This window comes from Christensenella sp. KGMB01412 (assembly GCF_055522415.1).
In genome coordinates this window covers 1-26,756 of the sequence record NZ_JBVFVW010000007.1, presented here as the reverse complement: position 1 = coordinate 26,756, position 26,756 = coordinate 1, and the positions used below count along the sequence as shown (strand labels likewise).

At 54.5% G+C, this 26,756-nt stretch carries 26 protein-coding genes; all 26 read left to right on the top strand.

Features of this window, described 5'->3' with window-relative positions; translation table 11 throughout:
• Nucleotides 1–116: 116 nt before the first annotated feature.
• The 26 genes from glpK (at nucleotide 117) to ACS5WU_RS10950 (ending at nucleotide 26,640) form a co-directional block, all read left to right on the top strand.
• Nucleotides 117–1,619, top strand: coding sequence for a glycerol kinase GlpK (gene glpK, locus ACS5WU_RS11075; RefSeq protein WP_046442003.1), 1,503 nt, complete (start codon nucleotides 117–119; stop codon nucleotides 1,617–1,619).
• Nucleotides 1,616–3,046 (top strand): NAD(P)/FAD-dependent oxidoreductase, encoded by a 1,431-nt coding sequence (locus ACS5WU_RS11070; protein ID WP_059108414.1) that lies wholly within the window; start codon nucleotides 1,616–1,618, stop codon nucleotides 3,044–3,046. Before glpK ends, ACS5WU_RS11070 begins: the two co-directional genes overlap by 4 nt.
• 3 nt (nucleotides 3,047–3,049) lie before the next feature.
• Nucleotides 3,050–4,303, top strand: a complete 1,254-nt coding sequence (locus ACS5WU_RS11065; protein WP_302759994.1) for an NAD(P)/FAD-dependent oxidoreductase — start codon at nucleotides 3,050–3,052, stop codon at nucleotides 4,301–4,303.
• Nucleotides 4,300–4,668, top strand: a complete 369-nt coding sequence (locus ACS5WU_RS11060) for a DUF1667 domain-containing protein (protein ID WP_046441978.1) — start codon at nucleotides 4,300–4,302, stop codon at nucleotides 4,666–4,668. Before ACS5WU_RS11065 ends, ACS5WU_RS11060 begins: the two co-directional genes overlap by 4 nt.
• Before the next feature lie 101 nt (nucleotides 4,669–4,769).
• On the top strand, nucleotides 4,770–4,934 hold the full coding sequence (locus ACS5WU_RS11055) for a hypothetical protein (protein ID WP_156415047.1): 165 nt from the start codon (nucleotides 4,770–4,772) through the stop codon (nucleotides 4,932–4,934).
• A gap of 110 nt (nucleotides 4,935–5,044) precedes the next feature.
• On the top strand, nucleotides 5,045–6,409 hold the full coding sequence (gene cbiD / locus ACS5WU_RS11050) for a cobalt-precorrin-5B (C(1))-methyltransferase CbiD (protein ID WP_462676142.1): 1,365 nt from the start codon (nucleotides 5,045–5,047) through the stop codon (nucleotides 6,407–6,409).
• Entirely contained in the window at nucleotides 6,406–7,092 is a 687-nt protein-coding gene (gene cobI / locus ACS5WU_RS11045; protein WP_046441975.1) for a precorrin-2 C(20)-methyltransferase, read from the top strand. Before cbiD ends, cobI begins: the two co-directional genes overlap by 4 nt.
• The gene (gene cobM / locus ACS5WU_RS11040) at nucleotides 7,089–7,844 is read left to right on the top strand and encodes a precorrin-4 C(11)-methyltransferase (protein WP_046441974.1); all 756 of its coding nucleotides are present in this window, start codon (nucleotides 7,089–7,091) and stop codon (nucleotides 7,842–7,844) included. Before cobI ends, cobM begins: the two co-directional genes overlap by 4 nt.
• Nucleotides 7,841–8,833 (top strand): cobalt-precorrin 5A hydrolase, encoded by a 993-nt coding sequence (locus tag ACS5WU_RS11035; RefSeq protein WP_302759992.1) that lies wholly within the window; start codon nucleotides 7,841–7,843, stop codon nucleotides 8,831–8,833. Before cobM ends, ACS5WU_RS11035 begins: the two co-directional genes overlap by 4 nt.
• Entirely contained in the window at nucleotides 8,830–9,837 is a 1,008-nt protein-coding gene (locus tag ACS5WU_RS11030; RefSeq protein ID WP_046441972.1) for a glutamyl-tRNA reductase, read from the top strand. The genes ACS5WU_RS11035 and ACS5WU_RS11030 overlap by 4 nt, the downstream gene beginning before the upstream one ends.
• Nucleotides 9,830–10,561 (top strand): precorrin-3B C(17)-methyltransferase, encoded by a 732-nt coding sequence (gene cobJ, locus ACS5WU_RS11025; protein ID WP_046441970.1) that lies wholly within the window; start codon nucleotides 9,830–9,832, stop codon nucleotides 10,559–10,561. The genes ACS5WU_RS11030 and cobJ overlap by 8 nt, the downstream gene beginning before the upstream one ends.
• Nucleotides 10,558–11,775, top strand: coding sequence for a precorrin-6A reductase (cobK, locus tag ACS5WU_RS11020; RefSeq protein WP_302759991.1), 1,218 nt, complete (start codon nucleotides 10,558–10,560; stop codon nucleotides 11,773–11,775). The genes cobJ and cobK overlap by 4 nt, the downstream gene beginning before the upstream one ends.
• Nucleotides 11,768–12,640, top strand: coding sequence for a hydroxymethylbilane synthase (gene hemC, locus ACS5WU_RS11015; protein WP_302759990.1), 873 nt, complete (start codon nucleotides 11,768–11,770; stop codon nucleotides 12,638–12,640). Before cobK ends, hemC begins: the two co-directional genes overlap by 8 nt.
• Nucleotides 12,637–14,118 (top strand): uroporphyrinogen-III C-methyltransferase, encoded by a 1,482-nt coding sequence (cobA, locus tag ACS5WU_RS11010; RefSeq protein WP_302759989.1) that lies wholly within the window; start codon nucleotides 12,637–12,639, stop codon nucleotides 14,116–14,118. The genes hemC and cobA overlap by 4 nt, the downstream gene beginning before the upstream one ends.
• 257 nt (nucleotides 14,119–14,375) lie before the next feature.
• The gene (gene hemB / locus ACS5WU_RS11005; protein WP_046441964.1) at nucleotides 14,376–15,356 is read left to right on the top strand and encodes a porphobilinogen synthase; all 981 of its coding nucleotides are present in this window, start codon (nucleotides 14,376–14,378) and stop codon (nucleotides 15,354–15,356) included.
• Nucleotide 15,357: 1 nt separating this feature from the next.
• Complete coding sequence (gene hemL, locus ACS5WU_RS11000; protein WP_302759988.1) at nucleotides 15,358–16,632, top strand: glutamate-1-semialdehyde 2,1-aminomutase; 1,275 nt, start codon at nucleotides 15,358–15,360, stop codon at nucleotides 16,630–16,632.
• Entirely contained in the window at nucleotides 16,629–16,982 is a 354-nt protein-coding gene (locus ACS5WU_RS10995) for a sirohydrochlorin chelatase (RefSeq protein ID WP_059108425.1), read from the top strand. Before hemL ends, ACS5WU_RS10995 begins: the two co-directional genes overlap by 4 nt.
• A 4-nt stretch (nucleotides 16,983–16,986) precedes the next feature.
• Nucleotides 16,987–18,177 (top strand): precorrin-6y C5,15-methyltransferase (decarboxylating) subunit CbiE, encoded by a 1,191-nt coding sequence (cbiE, locus tag ACS5WU_RS10990; RefSeq protein ID WP_302759987.1) that lies wholly within the window; start codon nucleotides 16,987–16,989, stop codon nucleotides 18,175–18,177.
• Nucleotides 18,170–19,537 carry a cobyrinate a,c-diamide synthase gene (locus tag ACS5WU_RS10985; protein WP_302759986.1) on the top strand — a complete coding sequence of 456 codons (1,368 nt, stop codon included), beginning with the start codon at nucleotides 18,170–18,172 and terminating at the stop codon, nucleotides 19,535–19,537. The genes cbiE and ACS5WU_RS10985 overlap by 8 nt, the downstream gene beginning before the upstream one ends.
• Nucleotides 19,534–20,592, top strand: a complete 1,059-nt coding sequence (cobT, locus tag ACS5WU_RS10980) for a nicotinate-nucleotide--dimethylbenzimidazole phosphoribosyltransferase (RefSeq protein ID WP_302759985.1) — start codon at nucleotides 19,534–19,536, stop codon at nucleotides 20,590–20,592. Before ACS5WU_RS10985 ends, cobT begins: the two co-directional genes overlap by 4 nt.
• A gap of 557 nt (nucleotides 20,593–21,149) precedes the next feature.
• Nucleotides 21,150–21,917 (top strand): adenosylcobinamide-GDP ribazoletransferase, encoded by a 768-nt coding sequence (gene cobS / locus ACS5WU_RS10975; RefSeq protein WP_302759984.1) that lies wholly within the window; start codon nucleotides 21,150–21,152, stop codon nucleotides 21,915–21,917.
• A 22-nt stretch (nucleotides 21,918–21,939) separates the two neighbouring features.
• Nucleotides 21,940–22,896: an adenosylcobinamide-phosphate synthase CbiB gene (gene cbiB / locus ACS5WU_RS10970; protein ID WP_302759983.1), complete on the top strand. Its 957-nt coding sequence runs from the start codon at nucleotides 21,940–21,942 to the stop codon at nucleotides 22,894–22,896.
• 18 nt (nucleotides 22,897–22,914) lie between these two features.
• Nucleotides 22,915–24,006, top strand: a complete 1,092-nt coding sequence (locus ACS5WU_RS10965) for a pyridoxal phosphate-dependent aminotransferase (RefSeq protein WP_046441952.1) — start codon at nucleotides 22,915–22,917, stop codon at nucleotides 24,004–24,006.
• Entirely contained in the window at nucleotides 24,006–25,469 is a 1,464-nt protein-coding gene (locus tag ACS5WU_RS10960; protein ID WP_320607144.1) for a cobyric acid synthase, read from the top strand. Before ACS5WU_RS10965 ends, ACS5WU_RS10960 begins: the two co-directional genes overlap by 1 nt.
• Nucleotides 25,462–25,992 (top strand): cob(I)yrinic acid a,c-diamide adenosyltransferase, encoded by a 531-nt coding sequence (locus ACS5WU_RS10955; RefSeq protein WP_059108431.1) that lies wholly within the window; start codon nucleotides 25,462–25,464, stop codon nucleotides 25,990–25,992. Before ACS5WU_RS10960 ends, ACS5WU_RS10955 begins: the two co-directional genes overlap by 8 nt.
• Nucleotides 25,993–26,010: 18 nt before the next feature.
• Nucleotides 26,011–26,640: a precorrin-8X methylmutase gene (locus tag ACS5WU_RS10950; protein WP_465089160.1), complete on the top strand. Its 630-nt coding sequence runs from the start codon at nucleotides 26,011–26,013 to the stop codon at nucleotides 26,638–26,640.
• Nucleotides 26,641–26,756 lie beyond the last annotated feature (116 nt).

Here is a 26,756-nt window from a genome sequence, read left to right as displayed (position 1 = left end):
CGGCCTTCTTTTTTTCTGCAAAAAAGCAGCCCGGCGTGTTATAATAAGGTATCGTTTTTTACACTGCCAGGCACAGCGCCTTTTTGCAGAACGCAAACGGAAAGCAGGTATGGTTTATGAAAAAATATATTGTTGCGCTCGACCAGGGCACGACCAGCTCCAGATGTATCCTGTTTGACCAGAAGCAGAATATTGTCTGCGTGAAGCAAAAGGAATTTGCACAGTATTTTCCTCAGCCCGGCTGGGTGGAACACATTCCAACCGAAATTTATTCCTCGCAATACGGGGTTCTTGAAGAGGCGATTGACGCCGCGGGAATATCCGCTGAAGAAATTGCGGCAATCGGCATTACCAACCAGAGGGAAACCACGATCGTATGGGAAAAGGCGACCGGAAAGCCTGTTTACAACGCGATTGTCTGGCAGTGCAGGCGCACGGCTTCCATCTGCGAACAGCTTAAAATGGACGGTATGGAGGAATATATCCGTGAGAATACCGGCCTCCTGATCGACGCATATTTTTCCGCAACCAAGCTTAAGTGGATTCTCGACAATGTGGACGGCGCACGCAGGCGTGCCGAAAACGGCGAGCTTCTTTTTGGTACGGTGGACACATGGCTGTTGTGGAACCTGACAAACGGCAGGGTTCACATAACCGACTACACCAACGCTTCGCGTACCATGATGTTTAACATCAGGACGCTCGAGTGGGACGATACGATTCTGCAAAGGCTTGATATTCCAAAATGTATGCTGCCCGAGGTAAGAAGCTCGAGCGAAATCTACGGTTACGCCGATTTATATGGCAGTAAGGTTCCCATTGCAGGCATTGCAGGAGACCAGCAGGCGGCCCTTTTCGGACAGACCTGCTTTGCGCCGGGCCAGGCAAAAAACACCTACGGCACGGGCTGTTTTTTACTGATGAACACCGGCGAAAAGCTCTGCTACAGCAAAAACGGGCTTTTGACCACCATTGCCGCCACGCCAAAGGGGCAGCTGCACTATGCGATTGAAGGAAGCGTTTTTATGGGCGGCGCAGTGATAAAATGGCTGCGGGATGAGCTGCGGATGATTTCAAACAGCGCTGACAGCGAGTATTTTGCACAGAAGGTGCCGGACAGCGGCGGGGTTTACCTTGTTCCCGCGTTCACGGGCCTTGGCGCGCCTTATTGGGATATGTACGCACGCGGCACCATAACGGGCCTTACACGCGGCACAAGCGCCGAACACATCGTGCGCGCCGCGCTCGAAGCCATTGCCTACCAGACGATGGACGTATTGCTCGCGATGCGCTCGGATACCAAAATAGAGCTTGGCAGCCTGCGCGTGGACGGCGGCGCGTCGGCAAATAATTTCCTGATGCAGTTCCAGTCCGACATTACCGCAACGCCGGTGATACGCCCGCGCATACGGGAGACGACCGCGCTTGGCGCAGCCTATCTTGCAGGCCTTGCGACGGGCGTATGGGAAAGCATGGATGAAATAGCGCAGAACTGGACGCTTGGCAAACGCTTTATGCCCGCCATGCCGCAGGAAAAACGCGATACGCTTGTGCGCGGCTGGGCCCGCGCCGTAAACCGCACCATGGAAAACACGCGGGAGCAACAGGAGGAGCTATGAAGCATTACGACGTAATCATCATTGGCGGAGGGATCACCGGCTGTGCTGCCGCATACGAGTGCTCCAAATATAAGTTCAAAACCGCGCTGCTTGAAAAGGAAAACGATATTGCGTGCGGCTCCACCAAGGCCAACAGTGCGATCATACACGCGGGCTACGATCCGCAGCCGGGTACGCTGATGGCAAAATACAACGCGCGTGGAAATATCCTCGCGCACGAGCTGGCAGAAAAGCTCGATATCCCGCTGCGCAGGACAGGCTCGCTTGTGCTGGCGTTTACGGAAGAGGAAAAACGCGAGGTGCACAAGCTTTACGATAACGGCGTTGCAAACGGCGTGCCTGTGGAAATCCTTTCGCGCGAAACCGTGCTTGCGCGCGAGCCAAACCTTTCTGACGGTGTACTGTGCGCGCTGTGGGCCCCAACCGGGGCGATCATAAGCCCGTGGGAATATGCCGCCGCACTGATCGAGACCGCCGTTACCAACGGCGCGGACTGTTTTCTGGACAACGCGGTGCTGCGCATCACAAAAAGGGACGGTATTTTTGACATAAAAACAACGCAGGATCACTACACTGCCAGATATGTGATCAACGCGGCGGGGCTGTACGCAGACCGGGTGTTTGAAATGGCCGGTGGAACAGGGCTTACGATCACGCCGGTACGCGGCGAATATTTCCTGTTCGATAAAACCATGGGAGATATCGTCTCCACCGTGGTATTCCAATGCCCCACCAAGGCCGGAAAAGGCGTTGTGGTTGCGCCCACGGTGCACGGCAACCTGTTTGCAGGCCCGGACAGCCGGACGGCAAACAGCCGCGACGATACCGCGACATATGCAGGCGACCTCGCGTTCATACGTGAAATGGCATTGAAATCCGTTCCAACCATCGATTTCAGCCAGAACATCCGTAACTTTGCAGGCCTTCGCGCGGTGGCGGGCGACGACTTTATTGTAGAAGAATCAACCGTCAAAAATTTTATCAACGCCGCGGGCATCAAATCTCCCGGGCTTTCCTCCGCGCCTGCGATTGCCGAGGATCTGGTGCGCATCCTATCGGACTGCGGCCTTACGTTAGATAAAAAAGGCGATTTTAAAGACGAACGGCGCGTGGTGCGCCTCTCCCGCCTGCCAATGAGCGACCGTGATGCGCTGATCCGTAAAAATCCGGCATACGGGACTGTGGTATGCCGCTGCCAGACAATCACCGAAGGCGAGATCGTCGATATCCTGCGCCGCCCGGTGCATCCGGTCAGTATAGACGGCGTCAAACGCCGGTGCGCGGCGGGGATGGGCAGGTGCCAGGGTGGCTTTTGCGAGCCGCGTATCCATGACATTATGGCGCGTACGCTGGGCGTTCCGATGAAGGATATTGTGCAGGATACTGCGGGCAGCTACATCGTGACCGGGCAGACCAAGGAGGACTAAGGCATGAAATATGACGTTGCCATCATCGGCGCGGGACCTGCGGGGCTTGCCGCGGCGATCGAGGCAAAAAAGCAGGGAGCGGAAAAGGTCGTATTGCTTGAACGCGATTTTGAGCCGGGCGGTATCCTGAACCAATGTATCCACAATGGCTTTGGCCTTCACTATTTTAAGGAAGAGCTGACCGGTCCGGAATATGCGGAGCGCTTTTCCGACCTTTTGGCAGAGACAGATGCAGAGCTGATGCTTGGCACCATGGTGCTCTCCCTTTCCCCGGACAGGCATATTACTGCGCTGAGCGCAGATAACGGCGTGATTGAGATCGACGCTGGCGCGGTTGTGCTGGCGATGGGCTGCCGCGAGCGTCCGCGGGGCGCTCTTGGTATTCCCGGAACACGTCCTGCGGGCATTTTTACCGCGGGCACGGCGCAGCGTTATGTGAATATGGAAGGCTGTATGGTTGGCAAAAAGGTTCTGGTGCTTGGTTCAGGCGACATCGGCCTCATCATGGCGCGGCGGATGACACTGGAAGGAGCACAGGTCGTGGCGTGCGTGGAATTGATGCCCTATTCCGCAGGACTAAGGCGTAATATCGTACAATGTCTGGACGATTTTGACATTCCTCTTTATCTTTCCAGCACGATTGTGGAAATCCGGGGAAAGCACCGCGTCAAAAGCGCTGTGATTGCGCGCGTAGATAAGGACCGCAGGCCCATCCCCGGTACGGAAAAGAAAATCGAGTGCGACACGATCCTGCTGTCTGTGGGGCTGATTCCTGAAAACGAGCTTTCAAAGGACGCGGGAATCGAAATCGATATGCGTACCAAAGGGCCTGTCGTCTATGAGAATATGGAAACGAGCGTTCCCGGCATTTTTGCATGCGGTAACGTAGCGCAGGTGCACGACCTCGTGGACTTTGTGACAATGGAAAGCATCCGTGCGGGAGCGGCAGCGGCAAGGTTTGCCTCCTGCCCGGAGCCGGCTTCCCCATACTTTGATATTTTTGCGGGGCGTGGGCTTAACTACATCCTTCCCCAGCGCGCGCGCATGGAACGCATCGACGGATTTCTGGAGCTTTTCTTCCGTGTGAACGACGTTTATGCAAACATCGAAATCATCGTCAGAAGCGAGGGCAAACAGATCGCACGCTTTCGCAGGGATTACGCCGTGCCGGGCGAGATGGAAAAAATCAGAATTCCCAAAAAGCTGCTTACGGGAAAAGAGATTGAAGTATTTTTACAGGGAGGAGACATGGAATGAAAGAATTTACCTGTATCGTATGCCCAAAGGGCTGCAGGATTTTTGTGGACGGCGACGGAAATATGAAGGGCGCCGGCTGTGCGCGCGGAACGCTTTATGTAGCGGACGAGCTCAAAAATCCCATGCGTATGGTAACCTCCACTGTTAAGATCAAGGGCGCACAGCTCCCCCGGCTACCTGTGAAAACAAGCGCGCCGATTCCCAAGGCAATGATGCTGCGCGCCTCGGCGGCGCTCAATGACGTCGTATTGCATGCCCCCGTCAGGCGTGGGGATATTGTCCTTCAAAACGTGCTGGACACAGGGATTGATTTTATCGCGACCAAAAGCGCAGGCCTGAGTACAGCACAATACAAAAAATCGTAGCATAATACAAGAATCCCTGTCCTTTGTGTGGTAGTATCTATCGTATCCTTTGCAACTATGCTGTGGTATAATAAGAGCGTCACAATGTGGAGGTATCCAGAATGGGCATAATCGCAAACCAGATGTTGATTGATTTGATACAGGCGCTCAGGCAAAAACACAAATGGAAGAAGCAGGCAAAGCAAAACGGCAAGGCCCAAAATGGCGGCGATAAGGAACATTCTTCATTGGAAAGCGCTGACTTTTCAAACAGGGGGGACAACTGAACGAAGCTGCCCATAAAAGGCCGGCAACCTTCGATTACAGGCTCCATTGACAGTAAACTGCCAATCGGATATCATTATTGGAAGGACTGTTTTACGGTCCGGAGGGGAAGATGGGTGAGAATCCCACGCAAGCCCGTTACTGTGAAGCGGACGAACGTCCGGAAGCCAGAGGACCTCTTTATGTTTCAGATACATTTTTCTGCGAGGACACGGAGAATGTCACCATGTGCATATCCTGTCTGGATATTGATACGGATGATTCGTTCCAACGCAGCCTGTGTTGGAACTTTTTTATACCGCCGCACATGCGGCACGGGAGGCTACTGATGGCGGACAGCGTCATAAAAAACGGCAAAAAATTGCGGTGCGGATTTACCACCGGCAGCTGCGCGGCCGCCGCAGCCGCAGCGGCGCTGCAAACCCTGCTGACAGGCGAGCGTACAGAATTTGTAAAAATTACGCTGCCAGGCGGGATAACGGCAGGCTTTGAACCGCTTTCTTATATGATTAAGGAAGGCAGCGTTACTGCGGCGGTACGGAAAGACGCGGGCGACGATCCCGACGTTACGGACGGCATCGAAATCACGGCTACCGTTTCCTTTCGCACGGAGCATGGCGAGGTGCGGATTTTCGGCGGCGAGGGCGTTGGCACAGTAACCGCGCAGGGGCTCAAATGCCCTGTAGGGGAAGCCGCGATCAATCCTGTGCCGCGGCGGATGATCAAAGAAAATGCCCGGCGCATTTTGCAGCAATACGAATGTGCAGGGGGCGTAGATATCGTGATTGGCGCAGTAAACGGCAGGCAGATCACACAGCGCACTTATAACCCCCGGCTGGGGATTACGGATGGGATTTCGATCCTTGGCACCACCGGCATCGTGGAGCCTATGAGCGAAAAGGCGCTGATTGATACGGTGCAGCTGCTGATCGATCAGGCAAAGACGAAAAACCCGGCCCGCATCCTGATCACGCCCGGTAACTACGGGAGCGATTTTTGCAGCAAAGAGCTTGGGCTAACGCTGGAGCACGGCGTGCAATTTTCTAATTTTATAGGTGAAACGCTCGATTATCTCGTTTTTTCCGGTTTTTCCGAGGCACTGCTTGTGGGCCATGCCGGAAAGCTGGTTAAAATCGCGGCGGGCGTTATGAATACGCATTCATCCGTCGCGGACGGACGTATGGAGGTTTTTGCGGCGCACAGTGCGGCGGCGGGCGCGCCAAGCGAAACCGTGCGGCGCATACTGGAGTGCAAAACAACGGACGCTGCGGCGGCTATTTTGCAGGAGGCAGGACTTTTGCAGGAGGTGGCGGGCCGCATCCTGCAAAAAGTCTGCCTGCACATCGATTACCGTACGAAGGCCCTTCTGAAAACTGAGGTCATCGTATTTTTGAATGATCACACAGTATTGTGCGAAACGCCAGGCGCGCGGGAGCTCGCAAAAAAACTGGCTGGAAAGGAATCTCCCTCACAATGAAAAAAGGAACTTTTTACAGCATTGGCGTAGGCCCTGGAAATCCAAAGCTGATGACGCTCGAAGCGGTTGAAACGATAAAGGCCTGCGATGTGATCGCGCTGCCCCAAAGTGGCGGCAAACAAAACGTCGCGTTCGAAATCGCAAAGGATTACCTGGATGGAAAGGAAATCGTCTTTTGCGATATGCCCATGATCCGCGGCGGCAAAGAGCTGCGGCGTTATCACGAGGAAGCGGCCGGAGCGCTTGGCAGACACCTTGACGGCGGAAAGGACGTCGGCTTTTTGACGCTTGGGGATCCGTCCATTTATTCTACCGCAATGTACATCCACCGCATTTTGAAGGAAGCGGGCTACCGTACGGGCATGATTGCCGGCGTTCCGTCGTTTTGCGCGGCGGCGGCGCGGCTTGATATTGCGCTGTGCGAGGGCAGGCAGCCCCTGCATGTGATTCCCGCCTCTTACAGGAATATGGAGCAGGCCCTTTTGCTGCCCGGTACACAGGTGCTGATGAAATCCGGCAAAAGTGTCGGTGAACTCAAGGAGTTCCTTGAAACGCAGGATAAAGACGTGAGCGCTGTGGAATGCTGCGGTATGGAAAACGAGAAAATCCATTATGGACTGGATACGCTTGGCGGGGACGCAAGCTATTTTAGCGTAATTATCGCAAAGGAGAAAACGATATGATTTATTTTGTCGGCGCAGGGCCGGGCGCGCCCGACCTCATAACAGTGCGCGGTAAGGAAAAGCTTGGCAGCGCCGATGTTGTGATCTATGCCGGCTCGCTTGTTAATCCCGCGCTTCTCTCTTACACGAAAGAGGGCTGCACGGTCTATGACAGCGCGTCTATGACGCTGGAGGACGTAATATCCGTCATGCTGCGCGCAAGCGAAGAGCAAAAGGAAATCGTTCGCCTGCACACGGGCGATCCGTGTATTTACGGAGCAATCCGTGAGCAGATGGACCTGCTTGACAGGCACGGGCTCCCCTACGAGGTTGTGCCGGGCGTGAGCTCGTTTATTGGAGCGGCGGCGGCGCTGCGCGCCGAGCTTACGCTCCCGGATGTAAGCCAGACCGTCATTTTAACGCGTATGGAGGGCCGTACGCCCGTTCCTGAGGCGGAAGAAATTTCCAGGCTTGCGGCACACGGCGCGACCATGGTGGTTTTTTTGTCCACTACAATGCTGGACGAGCTTAAGGACCGCCTGATAAAAGGCGGATATGCGGCGGATTCCCCTGCCGCTATCGTTTACAAGGCCTCGTGGCCGGACCAAAAGGTGGTGCTGACCACTGTACAGGATATTGCCCGCGCAGCGCGGGAAAACGGTATCCATAAGATGGCGCTGATTTTTGTCGGCGGATTTTTGGGCGACGAATATTCGCGGTCTAAATTATACGATCCCTCCTTTACCCACCTCTTCCGGGAGGCTTCAAAATGAAGGCGGGCGTGCTCTTTTTTACGCAAAATGGAGCCTGCACGGCCCAAACGCTTTTACAGGCTGGCGATATTGATTTTATCTTGTTTGAGAAGGAGCGCGAAAGCGCAAAGGAGTTTACCCGCCGCTGCTTTGCAGGGTGCGACGCGATTGTCTTTATCGGCGCGGCAGGGATTGCCGTGCGAATGATCGCCCCGCTGGTAAAAGCAAAGGACACCGATCCCGCGGTGCTGGTGATCGATGAAAAGGGCCGGTTTGTCATTCCGGTACTGTCCGGGCATATCGGCGGTGCAAACGCACTCGCAATAAGGCTGGCAACCCTGCTGCACGCTACGCCGGTCATCACGACGGCGACAGATGTAAACGGCGTATTTGCTGTGGATGTATGGGCAACGCAAAACGGCTGCGCGATTCCGGATACGCAGCACATCAAAGCGGTTTCCGCCGCGTTGCTTGCAGGGCAAAACGCAGGCGTGCAGAGCGATTTTGGGATTTGCGGCACACTTCCCATGGGTGTTTTGGCAGACATATCCCTTGAAACAGGCTTTTGCGTTACGCTTGACGAACACAAAAAACCGTTTCAGCGCACGCTTACAGTCGTTCCCAAAATCGTGACGCTGGGCGTAGGGTGCCGCAGGGATACGCAAAGCGGCGCATTTGAAGCTTTTGTGTTGCAGGCGGCAAGGAAGGCGAGGGTTTCCCTGTGCTCTGTGGAGAAGCTCGCAACGATTGACCTGAAAAAGGACGAGCGGTGCATTCGCGACTTCTGTGAAAAATACGGATTACCGCTTGTAACGTTTTCCGCACAGGAGCTCGCTTCGGTGTCCGGAGATTTTACGCCGTCCGATTTTGTACGGAAGACTGTGGGCGTGGATAACGTATGCGAACGGGCGGCGGTCGCGGCTTCAGGCGGGGAACTTTTTGTCAGGAAACAGGCGGGCGGCGGCGTAACCGCCGCGCTCGCAAAAAAATATTGGAGATGTGAATTTTGAATATCAGGATGGCGGGAATCGATTATTCCCTTGCAGGCATACCGGTACGCGAGAAATTTTCGCTGACTGCATCGCATGAGTCGGACGTATACGGCGCGCTTGCCCAAAACACTCAAATTCTTGGCGCGGTCATCGTATCGACATGCAACCGCACAGAGCTTTACCTGTCGTGCGCGGACGGCTTCGACTGCAATCCGTTCGCACTTTTGTGCGACGCGCTGGGTATGGATTTTGAAGCATACCGCGGCCTTCACCGGCTGCGTACGGGCGACAGCGTATTTACGCACCTGTGCAAGCTTTCATGCGGCGCAAAATCCCAAATTTGGGGAGAGGACCAGATTATATCGCAGGTCAAAGGCTCCCTCGTGCGGGCGCGGGAGGCAGGCGCGACAGACAGCATCCTCGAGGTGCTGTTCCGCAACGCGATCAGCGCCGCCAAAAAAATCAAAACGCAGGTCAGGTTTTCAGGCGAGGAACGCTCGGTTGCGCTGCGCGCCCTCTCCTTCCTGAAGGAAGCGGGCTGCAAAAATATCCTTGTGATCGGCAATGGGATCGTCGGCAGGCTTACCGCGCAAACGCTTTGCCAAAACGGGTTTTCTGTCAGCATGACGCGCAGGCAATATCATCACGGCATGGTGGATATCCCGCAGGGCGTATGTGCGTTTGATTATTCCGAGCGCTACGACCGCCTTCACGCGTTTGACGCGGTGGTAAGCGCCACCTCCAGCCCGCACTATACCATCGAGCATGACCGCCTTTGTATGTGCGGCAAAATCCCCGGGCTGTTTTTGGATCTCGCCGTGCCGCGTGATATTGATCCCGCAGTTTCGCAATGCGCGCAGATTGTGGATATCGATTCCCTGTGCAGCGAGGTGCTCCGCGAGAGCCATCAAAAGCAGCTTATGGAAATCGAGGGAATTTCAGAAAAATATTACCAGGATTTCAGGAAGTGGACGGAATATAAATTCAACCGCGCCTGCGGACAGGAGAAGAATATTGGGTAAAATTTACGTGGTTGGCATTGGCCCCGGGAACGAAGAATATATGACCGCTCAGGCAAAACAGGCATTGCTGGAAAGCAGTGTAATCGTGGGCTACGACCTTTACATCGAGCTTATAAAGGAGATTGTGCGCGGCAAAAAAACGCAAAGCACCTCCATGACCAAAGAGGTTGACCGCTGCAAAATCGCGCTTTCCCATGCGCTTGCCGGCGAGACGGTTTCCCTTGTGTGCAGCGGCGATGCAGGCGTTTATGGTATGGCGGGCGTAATGCTTGAGGTTGCGCAGCCCTACCCGGATCTTGCGGTTGAAGTCGTTCCGGGCATTACGGCTGCGTGCAGCGCTGCTGCGGCGCTTGGCGCGCCGCTGATCCATGATTTTGCCATCATAAGCCTCAGCGACCTGCTCACTCCATGGGAAAAAATAGAAAAACGCCTTATGTGCGCGGCAGATGCGGATTTTGTGATTTGCCTCTATAACCCTTCCAGCAGGAAACGCAGGGATTACCTGAAAAAAGCGTGTGAAAAAATCCTGCTGTACCAGTCCCCGTCCACAAACTGCGGATATGTGCGTAACATCGGCAGGCAGGGACAGGAAACAGAGCTCTGTACGCTTGGACAGCTTAAAGACCGCGAGGTGGATATGTTCACAACCGTAATGATTGGCAACAGCCAGACAAAAGTGATCAACAACCGGCTCGTAACGCCGAGGGGCTACAGGGAATTATGAAAAGCACAGATAAAATCCTGATTTTTGCAGGCACGACGGAAGGCCGGACATTATTTGAGGCGCTTACCCGGGCGGGCGCGGACGTGGATGTTTCCGTCGCAACCGGGTATGGTAAAGAGCTGCTTGGAGATCATGGCGGCCATGTCCTTTGCGGCAGGTGCGACGGGGAGCAAATGCTGGCGCTCATCCAAAAGAACGGCTATGCGCTTGTAATCGACGCCACGCATCCCTATGCAGCGCAGGCAACCAGTAATATCAGCCGCGCCTGCGCGCTTGCGGGCGTGGAATATCTGCGGCTGCTGCGTCCCGCGGGAGAATGCTCCGACGTGATTTTATGCGAAAATATACAGGCTGTGGTGGAATACCTGAAATCGCACGGCGGAAGGGTGCTGTCCACCATTGGCAGCAAGGAGCTTGGCGCGCTCACAGAGCTCCCGGATTTTTCGTCCCGTATATTCGCGCGGATATTATCAACCCCTGAGGCGGTAGACAAAGCGTTTTCACTGGGTTTTTCCGGCAAAAACCTGATCTGTATGCAGGGCCCGTTTTCGTGCGGGCTTAATGTGGAAATGCTCAGGCAATATGGCTGCGATTACCTGTTGACCAAAAATTCCGGCGATGCGGGCGGCTTTGATGAGAAGCTGGAGGCGGCAAGGCAGGCGGGCGCACAGGTGATACTGATCGACCGGCCGGGCAGCGACCATGGTTTTTCCTGCGAAGAAATTGTGGAACGCCTTTCTTCTGTTTTTCCGCTTCTGGAAAAGGGCGGGAAAAAGACACATTTTCCGATATTTACCGATATTTCAGGGAAAACCGTGCTGGTTGCGGGCGCGGGCAGGATTGCGCAGCGCAGGCTGAAAACGTTGTTGCGGTTTGACTGCCGTATCAGGATCGTCGCGCCGCACATCCCGCAAACCCTGCCACAGGACGAAGCAATATGCTGCATTCCCCGCGCGTTTGAAGAAGGCGATCTTGAGGGCGTATTTTTGGCGGTGGCGGCGACAGACAAGCGCGAGGTGAACCGCAGGATTGGCATCGAGGCCAAAAGGCGCGGTATTCCGGTGAGTGTTGCAGACAGCAGGGAGGAATGCACATTCTTTTTTCCTGCTGTGATTACAACGCCGCAGGCCGTGATCGGAGCTGTTGGCAGCGGAGACGACCACCATGCCGTCGCGCAAACAGCAAAAAAAATCAGGGAGGCGCTTCATGATTAAGATTGGTAGCCGGGAAAGCAAGCTGGCTGTGCTTCAGGCCGAAATCGTAATGCGGGCAATCCGCCGAAACAACCCCGGCGTACAGACACAGCTTATTACCATGAAAACAACCGGCGATATGATACTGGACCGGACGCTTGACCAGATCGGAGGGAAAGGCCTTTTTGTGAAGGAGCTCGACCGGGCGTTGCTCGATGGAAAGGTTGATATGACCGTGCACAGCTTTAAGGACATGCCTATGGAGACGGACGAGCGCCTGCCTGTTGTGGCGGCTTCCCCGCGCGAAGATCCGCGCGATGCGCTGATTCTTCCGCAGGGAACGGATGCGCCCGATCCTGCAAAACCGATCGGCTGTGCGAGCGCTCGCCGCACGCTACAGCTAAAACGCCTTTTTCCGGGCCATGCCGTTTTGCCGGTGCGGGGCAATGTGCAAACGCGGCTCCAAAAGCTTGATTCCGGTGAGTATTCGGCGCTGGTGCTTGCATGCGCCGGGCTCAAACGCCTCGGCCTCGAGCATCGCATCAGCCGGATTTTTGAGCCATGGGAAATGCTTCCGGCAGCCTGCCAGGGAATTCTCGCGGTGCAGGCGCGTGCAGATTTTGACACGCATATTCTTGACGGGTTCCACGATCCGCAGGCAATGCTGGCCGCAAGGGCGGAACGCAGTTTTGTACGCGCGCTTGACGGCGGTTGCAGCTCTCCCGTCGCGGCGTACGCAGTGATAGAGGGAGATTGTATGACACTCACCGGGCTTTATGCGGACGGCAACGGAATAGTCGATATTCAAAAAACATCAGGAAATAAACAGGATGGCGAAGCGCTTGGAAAAAGCCTTGCGCTTCGGATGATTGGAGAAGTAAAATGAGCGGAACAGTATATCTGGTGGGCGCCGGCCCCGGGGACGCAGACCTTTTGACGCTGCGCGCAAGGGAATTAATTGCGGGCGCGCAGGTCGTAGTGTACGACAGGCTGGTCGGCACGGAGGTTATGGAGCTTGTCGCGCAGGATGCAAAACGCATTAATGTAGGAAAAAATGCAGGCAACCATCCTGTGCCGCAGCACGAAATCAACCAGATTTTGGTAGACGAGGCAAAGCAGGGAAAAACTGTAGTGCGCCTGAAGGGCGGTGACAGCTTTGTATTCGGACGCGGCGGGGAGGAGCTTGAAGCACTTGTCCGGGAGGGAATCGCGTTTGAGGTCGTACCCGGCATAACATCGGCGATTGCTGCGGCAACCTATGCGGGGATTCCGGTAACGCACCGCGATTACTGCTCTTCCGTGCATTTGATCACCGGACACAAACAAAAAGACGGCGCGCTGGAGCTCGATTACCCGGCACTCGTCCGGCTTTCCGGTACGCTTATTTTCATGATGTCCGTAGCGAGCGCAGCAGAGATTGCAGCAGGCCTGATCGCAGGCGGTATGGCTCCTGATATGGACTGCGCAATCGTAGAAAACGGAACGCGTCCCTGCCAGCGCAAATTTCTTTGCACGCTGGACGGTATAGCGGATACTGTAAGGGAAAATGCCGTTACATCTCCCTCCCTCATAATTGTCGGGCGGGTGTGTTCTTTATCAAGGCAGTTCGACTGGTTTTCAAACCTTCCGTTAAAAGGAAAGCGCATCCTTGTGACCAGGCCGAAAACGTCTTCCGCAAAGCTTGCGTCAAGGCTTCGTGCGCTTGGCGCGGACGTAACCGCCCTTGCTGCGATCAAAACGATGCCCCTGCCCTTTTCGATGCCGGACCTTACGCCCTACCGGGCGCTTGTGTTCACAAGCGCGGCGGGCGTGGATGCTTACTTTGAAAGGCTGTTTGACAGCTGCGACGCGCGGGCTTTGGGCGGAAAACAGATCGCTGTGATTGGCAGGGAAACCGGAAAGGCGCTGCTGCGTTTTGGACTGAAGCCGGATTTTATCCCCTCCGTATACAGCGGACAGGCGCTTGCAAACGAGATGCTGGACGATGGATTTATCACCAAAAGCGACAGGCTTTTGCTTCTGCGCGCGCGGGAATCCGCTCCTGAGCTTACGGATATCCTCACGCAGGGCGGCGTGGCCTTTGACGAGGTAAGCGTATACGAAACGCGTTACGAGCCTGTAGACGCAACCCCCGCGGATTTTGACCTGATCACTTTTACAAGTGCAAGCTGTGTGGAAGGCTTTGCGCGTTCTGTGGATAAACCGGAAGGCTTTCATGGCATCCCCGCCGTTTGTATTGGCGAAAAAACCGCGCAGGCTGCGCGGCGTTACGGGCTGGATGTCCGCGTGTCAAAAGAGGCGACGATAGATTCCATGGTGGAGTTGATTTTGGATACGAACGAAACGAAACAGGGCGATCGGTAAGGAATACGTTATTGCATTATTTCACGTCAGGTCAGACCGTTGTATTCAAAGCCTGCTTACTGCGTGCGCAAAGGCGTTTTCATGCAACGGTCTGACCTGACGCTGGCATTGGAACATCCCTATGCAATAAGAGCCCGCGAGAGAAGCGCAGCTTCTTTCGCGAAACACCGAAGGTGCGCTATGTGGTGCGAGGAAGACAGTGCCAGGAGCAGACTCCAAAAACGTATACAATACCAAACCAGAAAAGGAGAACGGTTATGATAGAAAGACCGCGCAGGCTGCGCGCTAATAAGCAAATCAGGGGGCTTTGCCGGGAAACGAGGCTTTCCGCTTCCTCCCTCATTTTACCGCTTTTTGCGAAGGATGGCAGCAATATCAAGTCTGAAATACCCTCGCTTGACGGACAGTACCACTATAGCGCCGACCGCATCTGCGAGGGTGTGGAACGCAGCCTTGAGGCGGGAGTGGATAAATTCCTGTTGTTTGGGCTGCCGGACCATAAAGACGAACACGGCTCACAGGCCTTTGCATACGACGGCATCGTGCAGCGGGCGCTGCGCGAAATCAGGAGCCGCTTCCAGGACGAGGTTTATCTGGTAACGGACGTATGTATGTGCGAGTACACCTCGCACGGCCACTGCGGCATATTGAATGGTCAGACTGTGGATAACGATAAAACCCTGCCCTATCTTGAACGGATCGCCGTTTCGCACGCGCTGGCGGGCGCGGATATGGTGGCCCCGTCAGACATGATGGACGGACGCGTAGACGCGATGCGGTGTGCGCTCGATGAAAACGGCTTTGAGAACGTGCCGATTATGTCCTATGCGGCAAAATACGCTTCTTCGTTTTATGGCCCGTTCCGCGACGCGGCGGGCAGCGCCCCCAGCTTTGGCGACCGCAAAAGCTACCAGATGGATTACCACAATGTAAAAGAAGGGCTGAAGGAAGCCATGACGGACGAATGCGAGGGTGCGGATATCCTGATGGTAAAACCGGCTCTCTCCTACCTTGACGTGGTGAGGCTGGTTGCGGAAAACACCAACCTTCCGGTGGCTACCTACAGCGTCAGCGGCGAATATGCAATGATCAAGGCTGCCGCCAAAGCAGGCCTGATCGATGAATACGGCGTGATGTGCGAAAGCGCGGTATCTATGTTCCGTGCAGGCGCGGATATCCTGATCACTTATTACGCGAACGAGCTTGCGCAGGCAATCAAAAAAGGAGACATCGGCTGATATGACAAAATCGGAAGTGCTTTTTGAGCGAGCAAAAAAAGTGATGCCCGGGGGCGTCAACAGCCCTGTGCGCGCATTTGCCGCAGTGGGCGGAGCGCCCCGTTTTATCCGCAGCGCAAAAGGCGCGTATATCATGGATGAAGACGGGAATACCTATCTTGACTACGTTGGTTCGTGGGGGCCGATGATACTCGGGCACGGCAACGAGGCAATCCTTGACGCGGTATGCCGCACGGCTGCGAACGGCCTGAGCTTTGGCGCGGCGACAGCGCTCGAGGTGGAAATGGCAGAGCTGATCGTAAGCCTTGTGAAGCCGCTTGAGATGGTTCGCATGACGAGCAGCGGCACGGAGGCCGTCATGAGCGCGATCCGCCTCGCGCGCGGATACACCGGGCGGGAAAAGATCGTAAAATTTTCCGGTTGTTACCACGGCCACTCGGACTGCCTGCTTGTGAAAGCAGGCTCCGGCGCGCTTACCGGAGGCAATCCGGACAGCGCGGGCGTGACGGAGGGAGCGGCAAAGGACACGCTGCTTGCGGAGTACAACGATCTTGATTCTGTGGCGCGGTTGTTTGAAAAAAACAAAGGCGATATTGCAGCGGTAATCGTGGAGCCTGTTGGGGCCAACATGGGAGTGGTTCCTCCAAAAGAGGGCTTTTTGCCGGGGCTGCGCAGGTTATGCGATACAAACGGCGCTTTGCTCATCTTTGACGAGGTAATTACAGGTTTCCGGCTGGCTTTAGGCGGAGCGATGGAGTATTTTGGCGTGGACGCAGACCTTGCAACCTATGGAAAAATCATCGGCGGGGGTATGCCCGTTGGCGCGTATGGCGGCAGGCGGGAAATCATGGAATGCGTCGCTCCGGTTGGCGCGGTTTATCAGGCGGGTACGCTTTCCGGAAATCCTGTCGCGATGGCGGCGGGCCTTTGCGCGCTCACCCAGCTAAAGGAGAACCCCTGCGTTTATGCGAATACTGCCGCGCTTGCCGGGCGGCTTGCGGACGGCATCCGTATGAATACAGGCTGTACCGTCAACCAGATTGGCTCCCTGCTGTGCGCTTTCTTTACCACGGGAGAAGTTACGGATTATGAGGGCGCCAAAAAAAGCGACGTTAAAAAATATGCGGATTATTTCAACCATATGTTAAGGAACGGTATTTATATCGCGCCGTCACAGTTTGAAGCAATGTTTTTATCCGCCGCGCATACGCAGGAGGATATTGACCATACGATTGAAGCCGTAAAGGCTTTTTATCCAAAGGAGGAAACAAAATGAACGGAGCGCTGATTCTGGCTCATGGGAGCCGTGAAAAGAAAACGGAAGACACCTTCCATGCAATCGTCGAAATGGCGACAAAGGACGTCGAAATTCCGGTGGAGACCGCTTTTATGGAGTTTGGCAGGCCCAACATCTCAGGCGGCCTTAATAAGCTGATAGAAAAAGGCGTGACGAATATCAAGGTCGTTCCCTATTTCCTGTTCAGCGGCATTCATATCCGCGAAGACATCCCGCAGGAAATCGATGAATTTTTAAAGGAACATAAGGGCGTGACGATTACCCTTGGACAGACGCTCGGCGAGGATCCGCGCATCGCCCAGGTGCTTGCGGACCGCATTACGGGATAACCATATGAAAAAGGTGACTGTGGTCGGGGCGGGCCCGGGAAATCCGGAGCTGCTGACCATACAGGCAAAACTCCATATCAAACGCAGCGATATTGTGTTTGCGACAGGACGGCTGTTTGAAAAGCTCGGTTTCCTCAACCAAAACACGGTGCGTATGACGCTTTCCGGGCTTGCGCATGCTGTGCAGGCCCAGCCGGAGAATGTGGATATCACCATCCTTGCATCAGGAGACGTAGGCTTTTACAGTATATCCTCATTGCTTACAGAGCAACGCGGCTGCGTGCTTTCGTTTCAAAACGGGCTGAGCAGCCTGCAGTATTTTTGCGCGAAGCTCAGGGTTCCTTACGACGATATCAAAACCGTGAGCGTCCACGGCAGGGATGTTTCCGCCCTTCCCTCAGTGTGTTACCACCCGCGCGTATTTGTCCTGACGGGCGGGCATCAGAAGGCCCACGACGTGATCTGTGAGCTTATATCGTGCGGGCTGGGCTATGTATCCGTATGCGTGGGCGAGAACCTGTCGGACGAAACGGAACGGATTGTTCGGGGAACCGCACAGGAACTTTCCAATGAACACTTTACAGACCTTGCGGTGATGCTGGTGGAAAATCCCGCTTCTGTCCGTGCGTGCAGCTTCCTGCGGGATGCTGATTTTGTGCGCGGCAAGGTGCCCATGACCAAAGAGGCGGTTCGCAGCCTGTGCGTTGCCCGCCTTGGCATAACGCCCACGGATGTGGTGTATGACATCGGCGCGGGCACCGGCAGCGTAGCGTGCGCCATGGCGCGGTTTGCCTGTGAAAGCTTTGTTTACGCAGTGGAACAAAATGAAGACGGGATATCCCTTATCCATGAAAACAGGCAAAAGCTGGGCGCGTATAACGTGAAAGCAATCCACGGAGCTGCGCCGGAATGCCTGAAAGGGCTTCCCGCCCCGGATAAGGTTTTTATCGGCGGCAGCAGCGGCAACCTTGGTAGCATCATTGACGCGGCGCTTGAAAAGAACCCGGACGCAAAAATCCTCGCGACCGCCGTAACGCTTGAAACGCAGGCCGAGGCCCTTCGTTGTTTTAGCGAGCGCGGCATAGCGGCGGACGCTATGTGCGTAAACATATCGCAGGCGGAGCCGTTCGGAAGCTACCACCTGATGAAGGCGCAAAACCCCGTCTGGCTCATTGGAGGCGCGCGCAATGGATAAAGCAATACCCCGCGTGATGCTCGTGGGTACGGGCAGCGGCGCGGGAAAAACGACGGTTACCTGCGGTATCCTAAGGGCGCTCATGGCGCGCGGGCTTTCCCTGTCGAGCTTTAAATGCGGGCCGGATTACATTGATCCCATGTTTCACAGCAGGATCATCGGCGCCTGTTCGTCAAACCTCGATCTGTTTTTGAGCGGAGAGGAAACCGTACGGTTCCTGCTTGCGAAAAACTCTGCCGACACGGATTTTTCAGTGATCGAAGGCGTTATGGGCATGTATGACGGGCTTGGCTTTGAAAGCGACAGCTATTCGTCAAACCATCTTGCGCTGGCAACGCAAACGCCCGAGCTTTTGATTGTAAATGTGAAGGGTATGGGCCTTTCACTTGCCGCAATGCTGCAGGGCTACCGTGATTTTCGGCAAAACAATTTACAGGGTGTCATTTTTAACGGATGCACGGCGGGTATGTATCCTGTCTATCGGCGTTTGGTAAACGATACGCTGGGACTCCGCGCCTACGGTTATTTTCCCGATATTCCGCAGGCCGCGTTTGAAAGCAGGCATTTGGGGCTTGTAACGGCGGACGAGGTCTCCCTCCTGCAGGAAAAACTCGATCTGCTCGCCCATGCCGCGGAGGAATGTATTGACCTTGACGGTATTTTATCGCTTGGAAAAAATGCGCCGCCGCTCAGCTATGAGGACAAGTGGAACAATCTTGCAAGGCAGGAGCCTGTGCGCGTTGCAGTCGCAAGGGACAAGGCGTTTTGCTTTTTTTACCAGGATAATCTCGATTTACTGGAACGGCTGGGCGCCGAGCTTTTGTATTTTTCCCCGCTTACAGACAGCCGTGTGCCAAAAGGCGCAAGCGGGCTCATCCTGTGGGGCGGCTATCCTGAGGAATACGCAAAGGAATTATCGGAAAATACACCGATGCTCAGCAGCATCAAAGAGGCCGTGCAAGGAAAAATGCCTGTGATTGCGGAATGCGGCGGGTTCATGTATCTTTTGGAACGCATGACGGATCGTGCGGGCAACGCCTATGAAATGGCAGGCGCGCTTCCCGGAGAATGCAGCATGACGAAAAAGCTTTCCCGGTTTGGGTACCTCACGCTCTCGGCTCGGAATGACAACCTGCTGTGCAAGGCAGGCGGGAAAATCCCCGCGCACGAGTTCCATTATTCGGACAGTACAAACAATGGCTGTAATATGACGGCACACAAGCGCGGCAGGGAATGGGATTGCATTCATGCGTCCAATCATTTATTTGCAGGCTATCCGCACCTTCACTTTGCAGATAAGCCTGAACTGCTGCAACGGTTCCTTATGCGGTGCAGGGAATATGGAAAGGAACAGCGATGACACTACAGGAGGCCCTCCGGGAAATATCGCCTGCCGACGAAACCTGTGTGCAAGAAGCGCAGCGGCGGTGGGACAGCATTGCAAAACCCCTCAACAGCCTTGGCCTGCTGGAACAGGCGGTCTGCCGGATTGCCGGAATAACCGGAACGGCCGACGTTACGATTGAGAAACGCTGCGTTGCCGTGATGTGTGCCGACAATGGGGTTGTATGCCGCGGAGTCGCGCAAAGCGACTGCGAGATCACAGCAATCGTCACCGAAAACTTTGCAAAGGGCCGGACGAGCGCGTGCGCCATGGCGCGCCACGCCCATGCGGACGTAATCCCCGTAGATATTGGCGTTTACCGCGATATCGACACGCCCGGCGTTCTCAGACGTAAAATCATGTATGGTACAAACGATATGACGCTCTGTTCCGCTATGGCAAGGGAACAGGCAATCCGCGCGATCGAAGTGGGGATCGAGATTGCAGGCTGCCTGAAAAAGCAGGGGTACCGGCTCATTGCCACCGGCGAGATGGGGATTGGCAATACAACCACAAGCTCCGCCATGATTTCCGTACTATTGCAGCAACCTGTGGAAGAAGTGACGGGGCATGGCGCGGGACTCAGCAGCGACGGGCTTAACCGCAAGGTTTGCGCTATCAAAAAAGCGATTGAGGTAAATCGTCCCGATCCCGAAGATCCGCTCGATGTTCTTTCCAAGGTTGGCGGACTCGATATCGCCGGGATCGCCGGATTGTTTCTGGGCGGCGCCGTCCATAAAGTGCCTGTTATGATCGACGGGGTGATTTCCTCTGTGGCGGCGCTTGTGGCGCAGCGTCTCGCGCCGCTCAGCGCGGACTATATGCTTGCGTCGCATGTTTCCAAGGAGCCTGCCGGTGCGCTGCTTCTTTCCGCGCTCAGGCAGAAACCGCTCATCAGCTGCGAGATGTGTCTTGGCGAGGGTACGGGTGCGATTGCTGCAATGGGGCTACTTGATATGGCGCTCTGCGTATACCGTGAAATGTGCACGTTTTCCCAGACCAGCATCGAGCAGTATAAACCGCTGGAATAACTTTGTTTTTTGGGATTATATGCGATATCGTTCGCGGCAATTCATGTGTTTGCGTTTCGTTTCACGCCGCATCAGACCATTGCATTTACCGGGCAGCCGCAAAACAGATTGCGACTCAGGGATGCGCGTACATTGTAACGGGGGAAACAAAGGCGCGCTCTGCATCCGCCTTTCCGGACAGGGGGGAAATCCAGCCAAAGTGCAACGGCTCCTGAAGCCCTTCGCTGCAATCTGTCCTGTGTCTGCCGGAAGCAGAGTGGTATGCCCGGCAACGTACAACCACTGCGTAGAGCGTACTATGCGAGCGGCAGGTCAATGGCGCGTAAGATTTTGCGGATACTTGCCGGCAGGCACATAAGATGCCGCACCGAGGAGCTTCAGAAGCCGTGACCACGTTGTATCGCTTATGCTTCAACAGGCGGATGCAGCGCGCCGTACTACGTTTTGATTTTTGAACTGTACGGCGCGTCTCCGAGGGACTGCGTCTTATGCGTCTGCCTTCGGATTCTTCGAACGGTATCGTATACATTTTTATTAATAAAGAAAGGAACGGCGCTTTGAAATCAGTATTGAGCGGGCTTGTAACCGCACTTTCCATGTACTCGGTTTTTCCGATGCCGCAGCTTGAATGGAACCAGCATACCATGAAATATGCCATGTGCTTCTTTCCTTTTGTGGGAATCGTCGTTGGCGCATTCGTTTATTTGTGGGTGTGGATCTGCGGTTTTTTCAGCCTGAATACAGCGCTTGCGGCGGTCGTGCTTGCACTGCTGCCCGTACTGCTTTCCGGGGGTATCCATCTTGACGGGCTTATCGACACAAGCGACGCGCTATCCTCGCACCAGCCGGCAGAACGCAAGCTTGAAATTCTCAAGGATTCCCATGTCGGCGCGTTTGGCGTAATAATCTGCGTTTCTTACCTGCTGCTGTGCTTTGGCTTTGGAATGCAGTTTTTCGACCATCCACAGCTCATCCTGCTGCTGTGCCTTGGGTATGTCCTCTCACGCGGGTACAGCGCGCTGGCGGTGGTTTCCTTCCGCCTTGCGCGGGACACCGGGCTTGCGCACGCATTCTGCGGGCAGGCGGATAAAACTGTGGTAAAGGCCACAAGCCTGCTGTATATCCTTGCCGCGTCGGCAGGTATGATTTTGATTGATCCAATGACCGGATGTATTGCCGTTGCAGCTGCATTTTTATGGTTGCTGCTGTTCCGGCGCATCTGTTACAGCAAATTTGGCGGATTGACAGGCGATCTTGCCGGTTACTCTTTGTGCATCACAGAGCTTTTGGTACTTATTGCGGCTGCCGTAGGAGGACTCGCATGACGGTGGGAAGGAGGCCAAACGATTGGAAATACTGATTGCCATTGTCATTGGCTTCGCGCTCGACCTCCTGCTGGGCGATCCGGCCTGGTTTCCCCATCCGGTGCGCCTGATTGGCAGGATGATTTCCGGCGGGGAAAAGCTGCTTCGAAAATGGCTACCAAAAAAGGAATTCGCAGGCGGCGTACTGCTCACGGTTTTTGTGGTAGCAGTTTCCTTCCTCGTTCCGTTTTTGATACTCTATTTGCTGTCTTTATGGAACGTTTATGTCCGGCTTGCAGTAGAAGCATTCTTTTGCTACCAGATTTTCGCAACCAAATGCCTGCGCGCGGAAAGTATGAGGGTATATCATTACCTGGAGAAGGGCGACCTTGCAAACTCGCGCAAATACCTGTCGTGGATCGTCGGACGGGATACGCAAAACCTCAACGGGCAGCAGATTACCAAGGCGACCGTAGAGACCATTGCGGAAAACACCTCGGACGGCGTAATCGCCCCTATGCTTTTTATGATGATCGGCGGCGCGCCCCTCGGATTTTTGTACAAGGCCGTCAATACGCTCGATTCCATGATCGGCTACAAAAACGAGAACTATCTTTTATTTGGAAAATTTGCCGCAAGGCTCGATGATGTGGTAAACTTTATACCGGCAATCCTTTCCGCATGGATTATGATAGCGGCAAGCTTTTTTTCACGGCTGGACGCGAAAAATGCGCTGCGTATTTTCCGGCGGGACAGGCATAACCACGCAAGCCCCAACAGCGCAAAGACCGAGGCCGTCGCCGCGGGAGCGCTGCGGATACAGCTTGCGGGCGACGCATATTATTTTGGAAAGCTGGTCAGAAAGCAAACGATCGGCGATCCGCTGCAGGCAGTGGTGCCGCAGGATATTAAGCGCATGAACCGGCTTATGTACATGACTGCGCTTATGGCCCTGCTTTTGTTTGCAGCAGCGCGCTTTGCGCTTGTCATGTTTTTATAAAGGGATGGTAACAGTATTATGGATGCAAAACAACGAAACGAAACAAACCACGGCGGGGATATCTATACCCCGCGCAAAATGAAATATTCTGACAACGTAGTAGATTTTTCCGCGAGCATCAATCCGGCGGGCATGCCACAGGAGGTCGAAAAAGCGATCACGGAAAATATCGCCGCGTACCAGCATTACCCGGATCCCCTGTGCAGGGAGTTGCGGGCTTCGATTGCAAGAGCCGAGCACATACCCGCCCCGTATATTTTTTGCGGGAATGGCGCGGCAGACCTTATTTACAGAATCGTGCAGGGAATTCATCCAAAAAGCGCGATGATCGTATCTCCTACCTTTTCCGAATACGAGGCGGCGCTTTCAACGATCCCATGCAGCGTATCGCATTACGACCTGTCCGCAGAAAATGGCTTTGAGCTTACGGATGATATTTTAGACGTAATTCCGCGCGGACTTGGTATGCTTTTTTTGTGTAATCCCAACAATCCGACTGGCGTGCCTGTGGAAAAGGACCTGATACGCGACCTGGCGGAACGTTGTCTTAAAAACGGTACGGTTTTGGTGGTGGACGAATGCTTTATCGGCTTCCTGGAACGCCAGAATGATTACGGCGCCACCGAATTTTTGAATGAATTCAACAATCTCATTATCCTCAAAGCGTTTACCAAGGTATACGCAATGGCGGGCATACGCCTTGGGTATCTTTTGTGCAGGAATGAGGAGATTATCCGCATGGTGCGCCGGATCGGCCAGCCGTGGAATGTTTCCACCGTCGCCGCAAAATGCGGGATTGCCGCGCTCTCCGCCAAAAAGCACGTGAAGCTTACCAGGCAGCTCGTGTCCGGCAACAGGGCGTATCTCATGCGTGAGCTGCGGGCGCTTGGTTATCATCCGTTTGAGTCGGGGGTAAATTACATCCTCTTTTATTCCGACGATACGAAGCTCGATAAAAAGCTGCTGGATTTTGGTATCCTGATCCGTCCATGCAGGAATTTCCGCGGGCTTGACGAGCATTATTACCGGATTGCAGTGCGGACCATGAAGGAAAACGAATACCTGATCGACTGCCTCAAAAAAATTTCGCCGGAAACAAAGGAGACCTGATGGCAAAGGCAATTATGATACAGGGAACCACCTCAAACGCCGGCAAAAGCCTGTTGTGCGCCGGACTGTGCAGAATATTTAAGCAGGATGGTTATACGGTCGCTCCCTTTAAATCCCAAAATATGGCGCTTAATTCCTATATCACGCAGGACGGGCTTGAAATGGGCCGGGCGCAGGTGATGCAGGCAGAGGCCGCGGGCGTCCCGCCCGACGTCCGCATGAATCCTGTTTTGCTCAAACCCACCAGCGACGAGGGTTCTCAGGTGATTGTGAACGGCGAGGTACGCGGGAATATGGGGGCGCGGGAGTATTTTGCCCATAAGACGGAGCTGATCCCGGACATTATGCGCGCCTATGACAGCCTTTCGCAGGAGTACGACATCATTGTGATCGAAGGCGCGGGCAGCCCTGCCGAGATCAATTTAAAATCCCAGGACATTGTAAATATGGGTATGGCAAAGCTTGCAAAGGCTCCTGTGCTGATTGTAGGCGACATTGACCGCGGCGGCGTGTTTGCGGCGCTCGCGGGTACGATGCTGCTGCTGGAAGAAGATGAAAAGAAGCTTGTAAAGGGTACTGTGATCAATAAATTCCGTGGTGATCCATCTATTTTGGAGCCCGGGCTGCGGCAGCTCGAGCAGATTGTAAGGGTTCCTGTCGCGGGAGTGATCCCTTACCTGCACATCGATGTAGACGACGAAGACAGCCTTACCGATCGATTTGAACGCAAACCACAAAATGCGCTCATCGATATCGCGGTGATCCGTTTTCCCAGGATTTCAAATTTTACGGATTTTAACCCGCTTGAATATATGGACGGCGTGGGCGTACGCTATGTAGGCAGCGTGGGAGAACTTGGCAGGCCGGATTTTGTGATACTGCCCGGTACCAAAAATACAATGGCGGACCTCGTTTGGCTCCGGGAATCCGGATTGGAGGCCTCCCTGCTGAAATATGCGGCGGAGGGGTTTCCAGTGCTTGGCGTGTGCGGCGGATACCAGATGCTTGGCGTGTGCCTTGCCGATCCATATGGCGTAGAGCACGGCGGAAAGATGGCAGGCATGGGCCTGCTTTCGGGCGAAACCGTTTTCGCAAAGCAAAAGACGCGGACGCGTGCAACCGGCCTGCTGCCAAAGGTAGGCGGCATTTTCAGCGGGCTTTCCGGCAGGGAATACGACGCATACGAAATCCACATGGGCGAAACCACCAACAACCTCGCAGTGGTAAACGAAGGAAATGTTTACGGTACGTACCTGCATGGTATTTTTGATAAGGAAGACGTATGCAAGGCCGTTGTGGATGCTTTGCTCCGTGCAAAAGGGCTTAGTACGGACAACGTACAGGCATTCGACCTGGCAGAGTATAAAAACAGCCAGTACGATATCCTTGCGCATGAAATGAGAAAAGCGCTCGATATGGACTATATCTACCGGGTTCTGGAGGAGGGCGTCGGCAATGAATAAAATGGGACTTACGCACATCTATTGCGGGGACGGCAAGGGGAAGACGACCGCCGCCATGGGGCTGGCCCTGCGGGCCGCCGGTTATGGCGCAAACGTCGTCGTCGTGCAGTTTTTAAAGGACGGGGACAGCAGCGAGGTAAAAGCGCTGCGCACGTTTCCAAACGTTACCGTGATCTCCGGCAAGGACGTACGCGGGTTTTCCAACTCGTTTGACGAGGCGCAAAGGCGGAAGGTCACCAAAAACCACAACGACCATTTGCGCGAGGCGATTGCGCTGTGCGAGGACGGCAAGTGCGATATGCTGATTCTGGACGAGGCCATGGGCGCGCTCAGTACGGGAATGCTGGATGAAAAGCTGCTCATGAATTTCCTGAAAAACAGGCCGGAGCACATCGAGGTCGTGATGACTGGCCGCAATCCCGGCGCGCAGCTTATAGAACTGGCAGACTATGTATCAGACATCCGGAATGTGAAGCATCCTTACGACAAAGGGATTCCCGCAAGGCCGGGCGTGGAAAAATGACCAAAAGGAGAATGGGATATGGATATCGAGATCGTAAAACCGGCGGATATTGAAAAACGCAGCTTTGAGATCATCTCAGAACTGTTGGGCGATAAAAAGCTCGACCCGCGGTACGAAAAGATTATCAAACGCGCAATCCACACGTCCGCTGACTTTGAATATGCGCAGACGCTGTATTTTTCTGACGGCGTGGTGGAAACCTTAAAAGACGCGCTTAAAAACGGCGTGGATATCGTTACCGACACGCAGATGGCAAAGGCCGGGATCAGCAAAGCGGCGCTCGGAAAATTTAGCGGGCAGGTACATTGCTTTATGTCTGACGGGGACGTGGCGGATGAGGCCAAGGCGCGCGGCGTGACGCGGGCTGCGGTAAGCATGGAAAAAGCTGCCTCGCTCAAAAATCCGCTTATTTTTGCCATTGGCAACGCGCCAACCGCGCTCATCCGTTTAAGCGAGCTTTACAGTGAAGGCCTGCTTTCCCCTGTTGGCGTGATCGGCGTGCCGGTTGGGTTCGTAAACGTTGTGGAATCCAAGGAACTGCTTATGGAAACGGGCATTCCGTGCATTGTGGCACGCGGGCGCAAGGGTGGCAGCAATATTGCCGCGGCAATCTGTAACGCATTGCTTTATGACATTACGGCGCTTTAACGTAAAGCAGGCTATGCAAAACTTACGATAAATTATTATAATCCGTGAACACTGTAACCAAAAAACGGAACCCGGGAGGCTCCGTTTTAAGTTGCGAATTATTTACTGGTTGAGCT